We start from the raw sequence: 15993 nt of genomic DNA, 5'->3' as shown, positions 1-15993 counted from the left end.
CATGGAGGCGCTCACGACCCTATCTCCCATCGCCTTGGGCTTTTATGGAAGCCTTGCAGCTGGTCTTATGACGTCCGTCGGTGCCGTTCCGGTTCTCTTTGGCAGCACGCCCTCGCGAAAATGGCGCGACATCTCTCTTGGCTTTGCCGCAGGGGTGATGCTGGCGGCTTCGTTCTTCTCGTTGATCATTCCAGCGCTCGATGCAGCCGAACTACGATATGGGGATGGGGCGATCCCGGCACTTATCGTCTGTATAGCGATCTTGCTTGGGATGGGGGCAGTTGCCATTATGAATGAAGTGATCCCGCATGAGCATTTCAGTTCAGGGCGCGAAGGTCCTGAGGCCGCATCTCTGCGTCGAGTTTGGTTATTTATCATAGCAATCACCATTCACAACGCCCCAGAGGGTCTGGCCGTTGGGGTCGCGTTCGGCGCGGACGGGTTTGCGGGGGGATTTCCAGTTGCATTGGGTATCGGATTGCAGAACGCGCCAGAAGGACTGGCGGTCGCGGTTGCATTGCTTGGTGAGCGATACTCTGCAAAACGGGCCTTTAGCATCGCAGCTCTCACTGGCTTGGTTGAGCCTGTCACCGGCTTTCTTGGTGCTGCAGTTATCGTGGTTGCTCAACCCCTTTTGCCTTGGGGTCTCGCCTTCGCGGCGGGCGCTATGCTCTACGTCATCAGTCACGAGATCATCCCCGAAACCCACCGCAGTGGACATCAGAAACAAGCAACGACCGGGTTAGCAATCGGTCTGGTTGTCATGCTGTTCCTCGACGTTTGGTTAGGCTGAAACATGGCAATCCGTTCTCTGGGAATTTGTGCAGCCGTCATTGCATTTGCTGCCGACCAAGCGTCGAAAGCATTCGTGCTTGTAAATGCAGAAACGTTAGCCGCTGGCGTTAATGTCGCGCCCAGTTTCAACTTGGTTTTTCACCGTAACACCGGCGTTACCTTTGGTCTTCTACAGGGCACGCCATGGTGGGCGTTAGCTATCGTTGCGACCGCTGTTGTCCTGTTTCTGGCCATTTCGCTGGTACGGGCGACTGCAATAAGTGAAGCCGTTGCCTATGGTGTGGTTATTGGTGGCGCTCTTGGAAATATTCTGGATCGCATCCGCTTCGGCGGCGTAACTGATTTTCTGGATTTCTATATTGGAACGACACACTGGCCTGCATTCAATTTGGCAGACGTGTTTGTGGTTTGTGGCGTTGGTCTTCTGCTGATCACTGCTGGTCGGGAACATGCCGCCATAAAAAAAGCGCCTGAATAGAGAGTGAGACCCTCAATTAGCATTTCCAGTCTTGGTCCAAGGTTTAGGACGAACATAGTCCCGCTTATCGTTGCTGTCGTTCTCGGAGTCAGTGTTGTTTTTGCACTACCGCCGTTCTCAACTCCGTTTGTATTGCCCATCGGTTTTGGTGGGCTGTTTTACCTCACCGCCAACAAGGGTCGAACAAGAGCGTTTCTTACCGGATGGGCTTTCGGCTTCGGCTTTTTCCTGTTCGGACTGTCATGGATTGCGGAAAGCTTTTTTGTTGATGCTGAACGTTTCGGTTGGATGGCCGCCCCTGCCGTGATCGGGCTGGCAGGGGCGCTTGCGCTCTTTCCAGCGGCGGCGATGGCGGTTTTCGCCGCAACCAAGACGACAGGGGTGTCAGGCACCCTTGTCTTTGCTGCGTGCTGGTCTGGATCCGAATGGCTGCGCGGCACCGTTCTTACTGGGTTTCCCTGGAACCTGATTGCTTACGCATGGGTCGATTACGATGTCCCGCGCCAGATGGCAGCGCTTTTCGGCAGTTATGGCCTAGGTTTGCTCACTGTGCTGCTCTCTACCTTGCCCACGGTGATTTTCAGGCGAGATCGTTGGCAGAGCGGGCTTGCAACCACGATGTTTGTCATATTGGTCGCGGGTATATGGATTAATGGCGAAGCGCATCTGACCGGTGAAGATCAGCAAACCGCGGTCAATGTTAGAATTGTTCAGGGTAACATCCCACAGCGGCAAAAGTGGGATCCAGCGTTTCGAGAGCGCAACATCGCCCGTTATCTGGATTTGTCTGCACGGCCGGGCCAGTTTGACATCCTGCTTTGGCCTGAGAGTGCATTTCCTGGATACCTCGATGAAGATCAGTGGATGCTGGGAGAGATCGCGAAGCTTTTGACTGATAATGCCGTCCTGCTAACGGGGGCGCAAACGCGCGAAAACGTTGACGGTGAACAGCAATACAAAAATGCGGTTCTCGCAATCGACTCAACAGCTCAAATCATAAACCGCTACGCAAAGCATCACCTCGTCCCGTTCGGCGAATACGTGCCCCTTCGAGACCTCCTGCCGCTTAGGCGGTTAACTGCTGGATTGGGTGACTTCGCACCAGGGTCCGGGCCGGAGACGTTTCGCATGCCGCAACTGCCCGGCGTCGGTCTATCAATCTGTTATGAAGCAATCTTCCCCGGAAAAATCATAAATTCGAAAGATCGGCCTGAATGGATTTTTAACGCTACAAACGACGCTTGGTTCGGCGCATCAATTGGCCCAAGCCAGCATCTGGCATCTTCAAGAATGCGCGCCGTCGAAGAGGGGCTTCCCTTTGTCCGCGCAGCCAATACCGGCATATCAGCCATCATAGATGGTAATGGTCGCCTGATCTCACATCTCGGTTTGGGCGAGACCAATATACTGGACGGCGCTCTGCCTGCGGCGCTCTCACCAACACCATTCTCGAGTTATGGACAGGTGATGTTCTGGTTGGTCTTTGCAGTGAACCTGACGATGGCGGCAATACTAAATTTTAGAAAGGACAGCGTATCATGATGACGATCTTAGCAGCTTTGGCAGGAGCCATATGGGGTGCGTATCTTGCGAAGAAGCGCGGTGGTAACAAGAAAGACATTGCTCAATACGCAGTGAGTTCCGCACTCGTATTTGGCCTTTTCGCAATGGTTGTCTCAATCATTCTCTTAAGGTTCATTTGAACAAAATTGGCGATCTCTACGAAAACCTAGGCGAAGATGTCAATTGGCGTCCCGTCACGAACCATTGCGTAGATGTCTTCTATCTCGCGATCTGACACTGCAATGCACCCTGCTGTCCAGTCGGGTTTGATCGGGTCAATACCCGCTCGCGGCCCGCCATGTATAAAGATATCTCCACCAGGACTGCGGCCCTGTGCGGCTGCATAAGCAATATCCGCTTCATTCGGATAGGATATCCCGACAGACAGATGGAACATGCTGTTTGGATTGCGCTTGTCGACAGTATAAGAGCCTTCCGGTGTTTTTCCGTCACCTTCAAACTGCTTGGGACCCGCGGGTGCAAAGCCGAGGTCAAATTTATACGTCTTCAGGACCTTTGAACTGTTGTAAAGGAAGAGGGTTCGATCGCCCTTGAACATCTGCAAGCGCGTGACCTCTGGACCGTTATAAGTACGAAACTTGTTCGCGCAGCCAGCCAAAGTAAGAGCCAACCCACCCAGAACGGCGAAACGGCGTGTTGTACGTATCATTTTTTGCTCGACCTCTTTTTCTTATTGGCTCAGTTAATATTTGCACAAAGGGGTTTTTGAAATCAATGCCCATGCACCAAGGCACCCTGTGCCATCGTTTCTCCAATTTTCTCGCCCCCTGATGGGTCGGACCGATCCTTCTTGGCCCGAAGCAGCCTCAGCGCGTTGGCTACGACCAGCAGGGAAACGCCGACATCCGCAGCGATAGCACCCCACATCGTTGCCATCCCGAAAGCTGTTAAGCCGACGAACAGCGCCTTGGTCGCCAGTGCGATGCCAATATTCTGATGAATGATATTCATTGTTCGACGTGAATGACCGACGAGCCACGGTACCTTGCCAATATCGTCCGTCATCAGCGCGATATCGGCTGTCTCAATCGCTGCGTCAGACCCGACTGCACCCATTGCAATTGCGAAGTGTGCCCGCGCCATGGCCGGTGCATCGTTCACACCGTCGCCGATCATCGCCACGACATCGTAGTTGGCAACCAACTCCTCAATCGCCGTCACTTTGTCCTCGGGCAGCAGCTCTGCGCGAACTTCGTCAATGCCGACCTCTGCCGCGACGGCGCGCGCTGTGCGCTCGTTGTCACCCGTTAACATGATGATCTTTTTCACCCCTTGGGCATGGAGGCGTGCCACCACTCCCTTTGCATCCGGTCGGATGCGGTCGCGCAATTCGATTAGACCCAGCAAACGATCCCCGGACCCGACGGCAACAAGCGTACTTCCAGCTCCCTCAATCCGTTCCAATAGGTCACGGGGAATGGTATCACCCAGTCCTTTTTCGGTGGCAAAGCGGTCGGAACCAAGCCACACAGATTGCCCTTCCCATGATCCCTCTACGCCGCGACCCGGCACAGTTTTCGTGTCCGTAGCCACCGATTGCTTCAATCCGTCGCGTTCACCGCGCGCAAGGATAGCGCGTGCCAGCGGGTGGGATGAGCGGGCTTCCAGCGCAACAGCGGCACTCAAGAGGTCACGCTCGGCAGTGCCACCCAAGGGATGCAGACCCGCGACTTCCGGTTCACCCATGGTGATCGTTCCGGTCTTGTCCATCGCCAGTGCGGTCAGGCGTGAGGGGGCTTCGACATAGGCGCCGCCCTTGATCAGCACGCCGTTGCGTGCCGACGCCGCGAGAGATGCAACGATGGAAACAGGCGTGGAGATCACAAGCGCACAAGGGCAAGCGATCACAAGCAGCACAAGCGCGTTATAGAACCAATAGTTCCACGCCCCTGCAAAGAGAAGCGGCGGGACAACGGCGATTAGAACCGCCAGCACCATGACGATAGGCGTGTAGATGCGCGCAAACTTCGTGACCCATTGTTCGACCTCGGCTCGGCGCGAATGCGCATCTCCTACCATGCGGATAATCTTCGACAGAACGGTATCGCCTGCGGCTTTCGTCGCCCTAACCGTCATTGTTCCGTCACCGTTGATCGTACCGGCATAAACCTCATCGCCGGTTTCTTTGGCGACCAGCGCGCTTTCACCAGTGATCGGGGCCTGATCGACATCACCGCGACCCTCGGTCACTTCGCCATCAAGCGGAATTCGATCCCCGCCCCGCACAACAAAGCGATCTCCAATGGCAACCTCTGCTGCAAGAACATCGGCCTCAGACCCATCTGCACGAATGACCCGCGCCGTCGGTGGTGCCAGATCAAGCAAGGCCGAAACCGCATTGCGGGCCCGCCCGACACTCCAAGACTCTAGCGTGAGAGATAGCGCAAAGAAGAAGGCGACCGTCGCAGCTTCAAAGAATTCACCCAGTCCGATCGCACCGGCCACAGCGACGATCATCAATAGGTTCATGTCCGGCGACAACCGGCGCGCAGCCGACCAGGCTTTGGGCGCGACCAGCCAGGCACCGAACACGACTGCCAGCAAAAACAGACCCATCTCGATCAGAGGCATTGAGGTTTCGCCATGACCAGAAAACAGCCGTAACGCACCCCCTGCCCCGGTCTCGACGATATGGTAGAGGAATCCCGCCGCCCACAAACCGCCGCTCAGACCTGTGAACAGACGCTGGCGGGCGAAATGCTCCGCCTGATCCGCTTCGGCGCTTTCGGCGTTCCACATTTTCGCGCTCATTCCGGTCGAGCCAACGATCTTGATAATTTTGTCATCGCTAAGCGGCTTGGCGCCTTCGAGGATGGTCATACGCCCATTGATCACGTCGAAAGCCAGATGCTCACTCCCTCCAACCTCCGGCCCGACAACCTTGCTCAGGATCGCAACTTCGTCCGCGCAGTCGAGCCCATTTACGCGAAAACTGCGGCCTGAATTTGGCGGCGGCGCTGGCTGCGCCAATGTATCCGCGGATGCGCCGCAGCAAGTATCTTCTTCGTGATCGTGAGCGGCATCATGTGGCATCTTGGCGTCCTTTAACACTTTTCCTTTCCGGTGTAGGAGCTTCAGTAACTAGAGGTGCAAGTCAAAAGTTTGTATATCTTGAAAGGTGAACGCGACCGCGCCTGATCTTCGAAAAGACCCCTGTTGCAAGAATTTTGGCGCAAGTTCCATGGGTGAACGCGCTTCCCAGCAGATAATCCCTAAAAACTCAGGATCGGCACCGCTCACTCAGATCTATCCGATCGTCGAAAGAATGGGAAAGGTGCCAAGCAGCCAATACGCAAACCGTGAAAGCTGCCCAGTGATGACTGCAACGCCCATAACGACCATGGCAATCCCCGCTCCCATGTAAAGCCAGCGTCCCGCTTTGCTGATCCCCCGGATGCGCGCTGCAATAGCATCGGTAAAAAGCGCGGCAAGCAAAAACGGGATACCAAGCCCTGCCGAGTAAATTGCGAGCAACGAGATACCGTCAGACATCCCGCCTGAGGTCGAACTCAGCGTCAGGATCGCTCCGAGTATGGGACCAATGCAGGGTGTCCAACCAAAGGCGAATGCAAGACCCAGCACGTAAGCCCCGAATGGACGTCCCCCCGGAATGTTGAGGTTCAACCTGGTATCACGCGACAATGCCGGAATGCGGAACACGCCCAGCATAACCAAACCAAACAGTATGATGATCCCACCACCAAGATAATTGAGTTCAGCCCGCCATGTCAGCAAAAGCGATCCGAGCGCGCTGGCACCGGCCCCAAGGGCGATAAAGACCGTCGAGAACCCCAGAACGAAACAGGCGCTTAACCCCAAAGCTCCGGCCCGTGCCCGCATCCCAACCTGACGGGTCGTGCGCAGACCGGGCTGACCGGCGATGAAAGAGACATAGCCAGGCACCAAGGGAAGAACGCAGGGTGACAGAAACGATATGGCCCCCGCCAAAAAGGCCGCAAGGATACCAATACCAGAAATATCCATCGCTATAACTCATCTGCATTGAAAGGACGCGAAGCCCACCAAAAGGCGGCTATCGGGATAAAGATCCATTGCAAGACAGGCGACAGTCCCGCATCGAGAATAGGAATAATTGGCATGAGATCCGAATAGGCCCAAGCCGCCCGGATCACAATATTCAGCCATTCACTGAACAGCGTGTAAGCTAGGCCGAATGCAACAGTGAGAACAGTCACCTGCTGGCGTGTCTGTCGGGCGAAGGGCCAGCCTTGACCGGCCAGCATCAACGCCAGCATGAGCGCACTCATCGCGATTAGAATGTCTCCCCCTGTACAATGAAGCGCCGCGAAAACAATCTCGCCCCAGCTGCCCTCATTCCAGATCGTATAGAGCGGCATGTGCGCGAATTCCCAGATCAGGTTTGCGGGGATGATCACTGAAAAATAGCGGCGCAGGGCACGCAGTGAAATCTGTGCCCCGTGCCTGCCAATTGACCGGGTGGACGCAAGGCTCATCGAAAAATACCACTCAGCCGGCTCGACCAACTTGTGCCAGTCCCGCCCTTCATACAAAGCCCCAGTCCGCACATCACGCCACAGGGTGCAAGCGATACAAGGATCGGCGCAAGCCCTGCTGCGGTCAGCCATCCCCAATTCAGGGCCAATCCGCTCCCGATCATAATGATTACACTAACAAGCAGTAAGCGCCTGCGCGTCATCCATTGCGGCCGACGGCCAATGACTGACGCATCCTCGCTGCCAGTGTCATGCTGTGAAATTTGAACCATCTGGTTGCTGCCTTTTGATGTTGGGCGTTCGATCATTCCAGTTGCTGTAGGGTCAAGGTGCCGTGATGAAATTCCCATAGTATTCATTCGATAAACCCCCTCAGGAACGCTATCATCTCAGGATCATCCCATTCTGCCGGTCCGACAAGCCGCCCTAGTTCCTGACCTTGTCTATTGATCAGGATTGTCGTTGGTAAACCGACCGTGCGTAAGGCAGTGGCTGACAACATGGTCTTATCGACATACGTTTTCAGATGTTTCACACCGATTTCATCATAGAACTTCCGCACAACCGGCGGACCGGCGCGGTCGATAGAGAGGGCAACAACCTCAAAATTGTCGCCGCCGAGCGTCGCCTGCAATGCGTCTAACGTCGGCATTTCTTCGCGACACGGAATGCACCAGGTGGCCCAGACGTTTACCAAAAGCACCTTGCCTTGCAGCGATTCCATATCTTTGCGTGTGCCGTCCTCAAGCAAGAAGCGCACGTTGATTACGGGTTGCGGTTCATCATGAAGCGCAAAGCCTTGTGGCGCTGCAATTGCCCCGCCGACCCAAACGAGGAAAAGAACGACTGTCAGTTTCAGCGAAGTCATTGTGCTACCTTCTCAGGGGCTGAAGATTTCAGTTCGCGAACGATCGGCATGATTGTTTCTTTCAAAACTTTGCGTGTGATAGGCCCGACATGGCGATAGGCGATGGTTCCATCGGCGGCGATGACGTATGTTTCCGGGACACCGTAGACACCCCATTCGATGCCGACGCGGCCATCTCTGTCCGCGCCGATGCGGGTATAGGGGTCACCCAGTTCATCCAACCATGCCCGTGCCTGTTCGGGCGGGTCCTTATAGTTGATACCATAAAGCGGTACCTCGCCAATTTCGGCAAGCTCGATGAACAGCGGATGTTCCGCGCGACATGGAACACACCAGGATGCAAACACGTTCACCATTGAAACATGCCCGGCCAGGTCTTGTGTCGATAATCCGTCGTCCCTGCCAAGGACGGGGGGGAGCGAGAATTCGGGTACGGACTTATCAAGCATCGCCGAGGGCAGCGCCTCGTCGCGGTTGAACAACCCCCAAGCGAAAAACGCCATCAGTACAAAAGTGACAGCAGGCGCCACGACAAGACCTGAGACGCGATACCGTGGCCGTTTTTGCTGCATTGATTTGTCCGCACCTCTCATTGCTGCGCCTCGATGTCGGCACGCGTTATATCTTCTTGCGCCGCCCTTTCACGATCGGGCCATGTGCTCTTGATGTAGTCGAGGATCGCTTCGATATCTTCGCTCGAAAGTGTGTCCCCAAATCCTGGCATGTCGCTTTCGTACCCGTTCCCTACAATCGCCGCCGTTCCCCGTGTGATGATGTCTGTCAACACGCGGTCGGCATGATGCCAGGTATGTCCCGAAGCATCGTGAGGCGGTGCTGGTAGCCTTCCGTTTGGCAGCCGTGAGCGCCAGTCGGGCTGGCCCTCCAGATTTGCGCCATGACAGCTGGCACAGTTTTCCTGATAGAGTATTTCACCCTCTAAAAGTTCACTATCTTGCGCTTCCGCCGTGCCAGCCGCCGCCAATGTGAGAACCCATAAACCAAGCCACTTTATCATTTTTTCACCCACCTTTTTCGGAGCCAGATGCAGAATAGCGCAATCGCGGCGAGCCCGATCAGTATCAGCAAGACACAAAATGCCCAGATCAACCCCATCGACAGCAAGCTGTCGCCACTGGCAGCGCCGCTACTACGCATCGTGCAGCATTTTATTTACTGTCATCAGAGCGGATATATTTTACCAATGCGATTGCCGCGAGCACGAGCACCACTATGAATAGCAACCACACGAGACCCATACCGATCATCATGCCGCCGCCCATCGTTCCACCATCCATCATCATACTCTTCATCCTTCGCGTTTCTAAAAATTGTATCCGGCACGGTTTCGCGCCGGACAATTGGTTTGCCTATTCGACCGCATAAACCGTCGGGACCACGCCTTCTTCAATGGCGTAAACTTTGAATGGCTCTTGCTTTGCGCCGCCCATACCGGGTGATCCCATCGGCATCCCGGGAAGCGTGACGCCGACGATGTCGGGTTTTTCAGACATGACCTTGTTGACCACATCAATGGGCACATGACCACTGATCACATAATCCCCGATAAAGGACGTATGGCATCCCTGAAAGTCTTCCGGAATACCGGCATCACTGCTGATCTGCACAAGATCATGGGTTGGTTTGACGTCTACCTCAAAGCCATTTTCACGCAGGTAATCAGCATAGCTTTCGCAACAACCGCACTGTGGGTTTTTGTAGAGCGTGACCGTTTCAGCAGCCAAGGGTGCCGCATTCAGGCTCATTGCCAATAGGGCAACACTTCCTGCAGCAGCCAGACTGGTAGATCCGAACAGTTTTTTCATAATCTTCTTCCTTTTCTTCCGTTAATTCTGCGTATTTTTAAGATTTTGTCGCATCCAATTCGACGCGGATAACCCCCATCATACCTGCGGCCTGATGCTCCATGATGTGGCAGTGAAACATCCAGTCTCCGGGGTTGTCGGCCACAAAGGCGATGTCGACCTTTTCGCGTGGTGCCATCATGACGGTATCCTGCCACTCAAGGTGCCGTGTTGGCTGCCCGTTTCGAGCAATCACGCGGAAAGTATGGCCGTGAAGATGGATCGGGTGCGGCCAAGCGGTCCGGTTTTCCATCTCGAAGATGTGCGACGTCCCCAGCGGCAGCGTCAGCAGCGGGTCCATAATGGGTCCATTCGCGGCCTTGCCATTGATGAACCAGATATTGCCTTGGCGCATTTGAACCATCATCGACCCCATGCCGCCACCCATCATCATCTGCCCCATCATTCCGCCATTGAAGACAATCTGATGTCGGGTCGCGTTTTTGATGTCGGGATCAGCCAACGGGTTAGGCGCAAGGACCATTGACCAGTCCGGCACCGTTTGCCGCAAAGCATCAGAGCCATAGGCAAAATCAACCAGCCGGAATTCGAGGTCTTTGTAATAGACGTCATTCACGCTCAGAAGATCGCCGGGCTTTCCAGTAAAATCGATCACAACATCAACGCGCATAGCGGGTCCAATGACGATAATCCCGTCATCTGGTGCGTGCGGCACAACGGGCTGGCCGTCCATCGCGATTACCACAGGATCAAGATCGCCAAAATCCAACCCGAATATCCGGGCATTTGCCGCATTGATCAGGCGCAGGCGAATACGTTCACCAGCCTGAACCGCCATGCGATCAGGTATTTGGCCATTTATCGTGACAGTGTTTCCGATCCGACCGCCATGCATAGCATCGCCTTGATTGCCGAAATCATTCGAGAGCTGACCGTCGTTTGTCATCCGCCAGTCATCCAGCATCCAGGTCACATCACGGTCCACGCGGATCGGTTCAGCCTCTTCGACAATCAGCGGACCATAAAGGCCGCGACCCAACTGTTCGAAACTGCGTTGATGCGGGTGGTACCAGAATGTTCCCGCATCCAGAGCGTCGAACTCATATTGGAAATCACCATTAACCGGGATCGGGTCTTGTGTAAGAAACGCCACCCCATCCATCGCATTTGGCGTACGAATGCCATGCCAATGAATGGTCGTCCCCTCCTGCAGACGGTTTTCAGCCAGAACGCGTATCCGGTCGCCTTGACGGACCCTGATTTCCGAACCGGGAACGGCACCGTTATAACTCCAGACGTCAGTCAAGCCGTATGGTGCAGGGCGGAGTCCGGCCTTCGAGGGTGCGGCGCGCAAACGAAGCGGCTCGTCGGATTGCTGCGCCACCGCTGCCCGCATCGGCGACATAAGCGATATTGAAGCGAACGCCGCACCGGTGCAAAGCACGCCTCTTCGTGTCATTGGAACTTGTTTGCTCATCGAGACTTTCCTGATCTAAATTGGGCTGCGCTCAGCCACACAGGGGCGATGCACCGCTCAGTCTCCCTGCAGATTGCAAGGCCGAGAATGTATTAGATCGGAAGTTTCGGGGGGAAAGGATCGAGTGCCGGTGCTGTCCCTATTGGGAGCAACAGATCAATGCTCGACCGCATGAGACCGAATGGCTTAGGAAATTGTGTTGAAGATTTCTGCGGCGCAATCATTGCAGATGAACCGCCCAGGCCGCAGGGCACAGTACATCCACTGTCACAGATAATGCCCGCACCATCAGTTGACGGGCATCCCGCACAAGTCTGATCCTGACCGTCCATCTGCATTGCCATGCTGGGTTCTTTCGCCGAACCATATTCAGGCGCAAATACGACGCCAATAGTCAGGACAAGAATCAGGAAAAGGTGCAGTATTGATCTCATGAAAGCACTTATGCAGCCTTCCAGTTGGTGGAGGTCAAGTGCATTTTGGTAACTTGAGCGTGACTATGTGAAATGAACGTCGAAAGATCAAAGGCATCAAGACTCAAATTGACCTCGCTTCATCCATTCCACTGTTTTGTTACGTTTGACGCTGAACCAGCAGCCCTCTTGCTATGTAGTGCGGGCGCGACTACCAGAAAGTTGCATTTTTAAAAGGTTATCCGTAAACGACATGCTTGTCGTGAGATTGCGGCACCAGAAAAGCAGTGTTTGCGTTTCAGTTTCGGTGGGCGTTTTCACCACGCACCATCATCATATGATGTTCTTTGTGGTGATCCTGACTTGCCATCAGCCCAAAGAACCCAAGACCTCTGATCCGCGCAATGACCGCACTATCAGCACTGGTTACTGTCAGCTCCAGACCTTCAGGACTTTCGTTGACTTCGACATTCCAGCGACCATCCTTAGCAAGTTCGGCGGCGTGGGCTGGCACCATGCGGCGAAGAGTTGCGATCGTATCAGCATCACCGCTTGCTAATACACGAACGCCGTTGGTCAACTCCAGCTCTTTGACTGTTGTATGGGTCACAAGGCGATCCATATCCACAAGGTGGTCGCGCAAGGCACCCAGATTGACTTGCGACCAATCCGTTTCCGGATCAGCTTCAAGCACCATGATGATCTCCGACAAGGCCGCAAACGCGCCTTGACCCGGTTCTGTAAGAAGGGAAATAGCAGAGCTGTCATCGTTCATATGTGTGCCATGATCCATCGTTTGCGAATGATCATTTTTTGCTGTCTGAGCAGAGATGTAAGTTGCGCCTCCCAACAGGATTGCAAGAGCTATGGTAAGTGCAGGTTTCATGGCCGTCTCCATCAATAATTTTCGTTTGGGTCTACGCCTTTTCACCTGAACCCTGTATGATATCTATCATGTTAGGATGGCAAAAAATCTTTGATGGGGGATTGGGGCGCAGTCTCAAAGCGGGTGCAACTTTGTTCCGTCGCGAGGATCCTGTGGAATTTATGTATCTTGTGCGGTCCGGCCAAATTGCGTTGGAACGCCCCATGACAGATGGGTCGGCATTAACATTACATATCGCTTCGGAAGGCATGGCGCTTGCGGAAGCTTCGCTATTTGCGGACGCTTACCATTGCGATGCAATCGTCCGCCAACCCGCAATTGTTGCCTACCTGCCCAAGGCTGCCTTTCTGGCGGAACTCCAAAAATCACCCAAAGCGGCTCTCGGTCTGATCGAAACCAGCGCCCGTGAGGTTCAGGCCCAACGCGCCCGCATTGAAATACTCAGACTCCGGCGCGTCTCAGACCGATTGGACGCCTGGTTGGACCTATTCGGTAAACCAGCGAAAGGGGGATGGGTGTGTGTTGCTGATGGCATAGGGGTGTCCCAGCCCGCCCTTTATAGAGAGCTTGCCCGGAGGCGTCAGTAAGTTAGCAGATCGCTTAACTGATGGAAGGACACATTCTAAATTGGGCGGCGTGTTTTAAGCGTTCCCCACTGTCTTTGTGCTGCTGAACAGTTCGACTATCTGATGCATCACCTCTCCACCGATTTCAGGAATTTCCGTCAACACATCGTGCTTTGCATTTTTGATCACCTCGAACGTCCCATTTGGCCATCTTTCCATACGATCTTTTATCGCGAGGTTGTCGACCAATTCGTCCAATTCACCACAAAACGTAATGCAGGGGATATCAGGTGAACGCATTTTCGAAAGGTTTCGACATTCAGAGAGACCTTGATAGAGCCACGCCATGCTCGGTCCACCAATTTGCAAATCAGGGACGGCCCGAGCCTGGTCGACCCAGTATTGATACATGACTGGATTGCGGGTCAGATTATTTTTTTCGAAAGGCGTCGTTAACATATAAATTTCGCCACTCTCACCGGGAACATAGATGTGGCCTTTGCCAATCTTCTGCGCCGCCCATGAGAGGGGCCAAGCTGCAATTCGCTGTAACGGTGACATTTTTATGCCGAACATAGGGGAGATAAAGGCAGTCGCTGCAACAGGTAAACCTTCTAGCATTGCCCGTAGGCCGATACAGGCTCCCATCGAAATTCCGACCAGGTACCAAGGCTTCGGCAGTTCAAGTTCTTCGGCCGCTTTGACCATTGCCGCAACATCTTTCTGGTAATCTGAAAAACGATGAACATGGCCCGTGTGCCGGTCATCGGCCATCCGATCGGAGAGCCCTTGGCTCCGCCAATCGATCACAACCGTCGAAAATCCATTTTTGTCAAAATCCTTGGCAACCCGCCCATACCTTTCGATGTACCCAAAGCGTCCCAGGAATAGCAAGATGGTCCCTTTGCGATCCTTGTCAGCTCCATAAGTGCCTACACGCAGGCGCACGTTATCATTTGTGTGAACCCAATAGGCCGCGCCCTGAGAGGGCCCGTCCGCAATTTCTGAGTAGAATTTTGCCTGTTCCATGTATCCACCTACGATTGATTAAGACTTGGCCTGCGAACCACGTAGAACGTGGCAATGACACTTAGAGCTACAAGAAGTGAGAAGCCTTCAAATCGACCTACCAAAAGTAAATTTGCAGACAATAAGATGATCACAGCGCTCATCCTGACAATGAGGTCTCTAACTTGCCCTGAGCGGTCTTTGTCATCGTCAAAAGGCAATCCTGCATAGGCCTCATGAACTTTCGCAAAGCAGAAGCCGAAGGTGGCAACTGTGACGGCCATCATAAGAAAGGTCGTAAAATGGCTTACAGAACTGTTGTCCAGCCAACCGTTTTGAGTTGCTATCAAGCCCAGGGCAGCCTGCGCATCCCAACTTAACCAACTCACGAAATCTTTTGCATCCGACGACAAGTAAACGATTTGAAGCTTAACAAGCGTTGCGATCCACAAACCAAGGGCAGCTATCCTAAAGCTCCCCCAGATAATTCTGTTTCCAGCTTCTCGGATTGTCAAACCTGTCGTCGCGAGAGTCTGTTGTGTCGAATGACCGCAAGTTTCTCGGTAGTCGAGAGCGATAATAACCAGAAATAGCAGGCCCAACAAAAAGATGGCTATGTAAGAGGCAGTGTAGAGGTAGCCGACCCCTGACAGTATCATAGCCTGTTGAATTGATATCACTTCGGGGCGCGACAGTGCCACAAGATATCGGTCGACTTGAACACCGCCGGTGTCGCCTGACATGTAGGCTGGTAGATAAATACCTGCCCATTGGAACCCGAAAACTAAGAAGAGGCTGAATAGCGCTATCGCCCAAAATGAGAAGGAGAACGACTTCACCTTCAACATCCAACCATCCGCGCTTGTTGAAAAGTCAGTGTTTTGTTCACTTACGGCGCATTGAGATCGCGCTCCGTTTTTCCAAAATGATATCAGGTCGTTGACAGACAATATGTAAAGTGGAAGCACGACTAACGGTAAGATTGTCAGCGTCGGTGCCCAAATGAAGCCCACTTGCTTGTTCAAGCCGTCTTCGGGGCTGTAGGTGACGCTGAGTGTGCCCAAAGCGTAATTCATCAGCCCTAACGCGCCAAAAACTAACCAATATGAGACAAGCAAATTCATTGATGCTTCGCCACTAAGCAACCACTCACATTTTTCGGCTAAGCCCTTGCGAACGCGTTTCGTTTGCCTTGTCGCGTCGTCAATGGTTGGTCCCTTGGCATCGCTGTTTTCCGCTCTCTTCCTCTCTCGTCTCTTCACCGTCAGCCGTGATTGCGCGTTACTTAGCTCCATCTGCCATTCACTGATAGCAACCGGATCACCACACCCAAAAACCCTCGCCAACCAACGAATGTTCTCGGAGCTAATCCCGGTGTCATTGCACTCAAACCATCGCTGGACCGTTCGTAATTCGACGCCCGAACGATTGGCATCAATGCGTGAAATCGCATCCGTAAGGAGTTCTGCTGTCCAAGGGCCCTCAGGAATCCCTTTGTCGTCTACGGGCCGTCCCGCACCCACCCTCGCCATCTGATGAAAAACCACTTTGAAGTCGCTTTCATCATCAGGTGGCGGAATAAAAAACCTATTGTTCTTTATCAGTGACATAGAACCCTTC

General features: G+C 53.8%; 17 protein-coding genes. 4 read left to right on the top strand and 13 right to left on the bottom strand.

The window, feature by feature from the left end; translation table 11 throughout:
- The first annotated feature begins 1 nt into the window (after position 1).
- The 3 genes from HKX44_RS18500 to lnt are packed head-to-tail and all read left to right on the top strand — an operon-like array spanning position 2 to position 2815.
- Entirely contained in the window at positions 2–793 is a 792-nt protein-coding gene (locus HKX44_RS18500) for a ZIP family metal transporter (RefSeq protein WP_203243507.1), read from the top strand.
- Positions 794–796: 3 nt separating this feature from the next.
- The gene (gene lspA, locus HKX44_RS18495; protein ID WP_203243508.1) at positions 797–1273 is read left to right on the top strand and encodes a signal peptidase II; all 477 of its coding nucleotides are present in this window, start codon (positions 797–799) and stop codon (positions 1271–1273) included.
- A gap of 3 nt (positions 1274–1276) precedes the next feature.
- Positions 1277–2815, top strand: a complete 1539-nt coding sequence (gene lnt / locus HKX44_RS18490; protein ID WP_276152846.1) for an apolipoprotein N-acyltransferase — start codon at positions 1277–1279, stop codon at positions 2813–2815.
- 187 nt (positions 2816–3002) lie between these two features.
- Here the strand turns inward: lnt and HKX44_RS18485 are convergent, their stop codons facing one another.
- The 11 genes from HKX44_RS18485 to HKX44_RS18435 form a co-directional block, all read right to left on the bottom strand.
- Positions 3003–3506 carry a L,D-transpeptidase family protein gene (locus HKX44_RS18485; protein ID WP_276152845.1) on the bottom strand — a complete coding sequence of 168 codons (504 nt, stop codon included), beginning with the start codon at positions 3504–3506 and terminating at the stop codon, positions 3003–3005.
- Positions 3507–3568: 62 nt separating this feature from the next.
- The gene (locus HKX44_RS18480; RefSeq protein WP_276152844.1) at positions 3569–5890 is read right to left on the bottom strand and encodes a cation-translocating P-type ATPase; all 2322 of its coding nucleotides are present in this window, start codon (positions 5888–5890) and stop codon (positions 3569–3571) included.
- 213 nt (positions 5891–6103) lie between these two features.
- Positions 6104–6841, bottom strand: a complete 738-nt coding sequence (locus HKX44_RS18475; RefSeq protein ID WP_267160160.1) for a cytochrome c biogenesis protein CcdA — start codon at positions 6839–6841, stop codon at positions 6104–6106.
- 2 nt (positions 6842–6843) lie between these two features.
- A complete protein-coding gene (locus HKX44_RS18470; RefSeq protein ID WP_203243561.1) occupies positions 6844–7332 on the bottom strand; it encodes a hypothetical protein in 489 nt (162 codons plus the stop codon).
- 355 nt (positions 7333–7687) lie between these two features.
- Positions 7688–8200, bottom strand: coding sequence for a TlpA disulfide reductase family protein (locus HKX44_RS18465; RefSeq protein WP_203243511.1), 513 nt, complete (start codon positions 8198–8200; stop codon positions 7688–7690).
- Complete coding sequence (locus HKX44_RS18460; protein WP_238937152.1) at positions 8197–8772, bottom strand: DsbE family thiol:disulfide interchange protein; 576 nt, start codon at positions 8770–8772, stop codon at positions 8197–8199. The genes HKX44_RS18465 and HKX44_RS18460 overlap by 4 nt, the downstream gene beginning before the upstream one ends.
- Before the next feature lie 17 nt (positions 8773–8789).
- The gene (locus HKX44_RS18455) at positions 8790–9215 is read right to left on the bottom strand and encodes a cytochrome c (protein WP_276153155.1); all 426 of its coding nucleotides are present in this window, start codon (positions 9213–9215) and stop codon (positions 8790–8792) included.
- A 151-nt stretch (positions 9216–9366) separates the two neighbouring features.
- A complete protein-coding gene (locus tag HKX44_RS18450; RefSeq protein ID WP_257884454.1) occupies positions 9367–9501 on the bottom strand; it encodes a hypothetical protein in 135 nt (44 codons plus the stop codon).
- A gap of 66 nt (positions 9502–9567) precedes the next feature.
- On the bottom strand, positions 9568–10023 hold the full coding sequence (locus HKX44_RS18445) for a DUF411 domain-containing protein (RefSeq protein ID WP_203243514.1): 456 nt from the start codon (positions 10021–10023) through the stop codon (positions 9568–9570).
- Positions 10024–10060: 37 nt separating this feature from the next.
- Positions 10061–11500 carry a multicopper oxidase family protein gene (locus HKX44_RS18440; RefSeq protein ID WP_276152842.1) on the bottom strand — a complete coding sequence of 480 codons (1440 nt, stop codon included), beginning with the start codon at positions 11498–11500 and terminating at the stop codon, positions 10061–10063.
- Positions 11501–12211: 711 nt separating this feature from the next.
- A complete protein-coding gene (locus tag HKX44_RS18435; RefSeq protein WP_203243515.1) occupies positions 12212–12799 on the bottom strand; it encodes a hypothetical protein in 588 nt (195 codons plus the stop codon).
- A 56-nt stretch (positions 12800–12855) separates the two neighbouring features.
- On the opposite strand from HKX44_RS18435, the gene HKX44_RS18430 reads away from it, so the two are divergent.
- Positions 12856–13386, top strand: a complete 531-nt coding sequence (locus HKX44_RS18430) for a Crp/Fnr family transcriptional regulator (RefSeq protein ID WP_346348192.1) — start codon at positions 12856–12858, stop codon at positions 13384–13386.
- Between the two features lie 54 nt (positions 13387–13440).
- Here the strand turns inward: HKX44_RS18430 and HKX44_RS18425 are convergent, their stop codons facing one another.
- Both HKX44_RS18425 and HKX44_RS18420 read right to left on the bottom strand, forming a co-directional pair.
- Entirely contained in the window at positions 13441–14394 is a 954-nt protein-coding gene (locus HKX44_RS18425) for an alpha/beta hydrolase (RefSeq protein ID WP_276152840.1), read from the bottom strand.
- Positions 14395–14402: 8 nt separating this feature from the next.
- Complete coding sequence (locus HKX44_RS18420) at positions 14403–15983, bottom strand: hypothetical protein (protein WP_276152839.1); 1581 nt, start codon at positions 15981–15983, stop codon at positions 14403–14405.
- Positions 15984–15993 lie beyond the last annotated feature (10 nt).

This window comes from Sulfitobacter sp. M05 (assembly GCF_029285175.1).
Classification (GTDB): domain Bacteria; phylum Pseudomonadota; class Alphaproteobacteria; order Rhodobacterales; family Rhodobacteraceae; genus Sulfitobacter.
Note: the sequence above shows the minus strand (reverse complement) of the source record. Positions and strands in the feature narration are given on the sequence as shown.

What these genes read in the sequence shown, in the direction of transcription:
- HKX44_RS18500 (WP_203243507.1), top strand. Translation starts at nt 2, where the DNA reads ATGGAGGCGCTCACGACCCTATCTCCCATCGCCTTGGGCTTTTATGGA.
- lspA (WP_203243508.1), top strand. Translation starts at nt 797, where the DNA reads ATGGCAATCCGTTCTCTGGGAATTTGTGCAGCCGTCATTGCATTTGCT.
- HKX44_RS18485 (WP_276152845.1), bottom strand. Translation starts at nt 3,506, where the DNA reads ATGATACGTACAACACGCCGTTTCGCCGTTCTGGGTGGGTTGGCTCTT.
- HKX44_RS18480 (WP_276152844.1), bottom strand. Translation starts at nt 5,890, where the DNA reads ATGCCACATGATGCCGCTCACGATCACGAAGAAGATACTTGCTGCGGC.
- HKX44_RS18475 (WP_267160160.1), bottom strand. Translation starts at nt 6,841, where the DNA reads ATGGATATTTCTGGTATTGGTATCCTTGCGGCCTTTTTGGCGGGGGCC.
- HKX44_RS18470 (WP_203243561.1), bottom strand. Translation starts at nt 7,332, where the DNA reads ATGAGCCTTGCGTCCACCCGGTCAATTGGCAGGCACGGGGCACAGATT.
- HKX44_RS18465 (WP_203243511.1), bottom strand. Translation starts at nt 8,200, where the DNA reads ATGACTTCGCTGAAACTGACAGTCGTTCTTTTCCTCGTTTGGGTCGGC.
- HKX44_RS18460 (WP_238937152.1), bottom strand. Translation starts at nt 8,772, where the DNA reads ATGCAGCAAAAACGGCCACGGTATCGCGTCTCAGGTCTTGTCGTGGCG.
- HKX44_RS18455 (WP_276153155.1), bottom strand. Translation starts at nt 9,215, where the DNA reads ATGATAAAGTGGCTTGGTTTATGGGTTCTCACATTGGCGGCGGCTGGC.
- HKX44_RS18450 (WP_257884454.1), bottom strand. Translation starts at nt 9,501, where the DNA reads ATGATGATGGATGGTGGAACGATGGGCGGCGGCATGATGATCGGTATG.
- HKX44_RS18445 (WP_203243514.1), bottom strand. Translation starts at nt 10,023, where the DNA reads ATGAAAAAACTGTTCGGATCTACCAGTCTGGCTGCTGCAGGAAGTGTT.
- HKX44_RS18440 (WP_276152842.1), bottom strand. Translation starts at nt 11,500, where the DNA reads ATGAGCAAACAAGTTCCAATGACACGAAGAGGCGTGCTTTGCACCGGT.
- HKX44_RS18435 (WP_203243515.1), bottom strand. Translation starts at nt 12,799, where the DNA reads ATGAAACCTGCACTTACCATAGCTCTTGCAATCCTGTTGGGAGGCGCA.
- HKX44_RS18430 (WP_346348192.1), top strand. Translation starts at nt 12,856, where the DNA reads ATGATATCTATCATGTTAGGATGGCAAAAAATCTTTGATGGGGGATTG.
- HKX44_RS18425 (WP_276152840.1), bottom strand. Translation starts at nt 14,394, where the DNA reads ATGGAACAGGCAAAATTCTACTCAGAAATTGCGGACGGGCCCTCTCAG.
- HKX44_RS18420 (WP_276152839.1), bottom strand. Translation starts at nt 15,983, where the DNA reads ATGTCACTGATAAAGAACAATAGGTTTTTTATTCCGCCACCTGATGAT.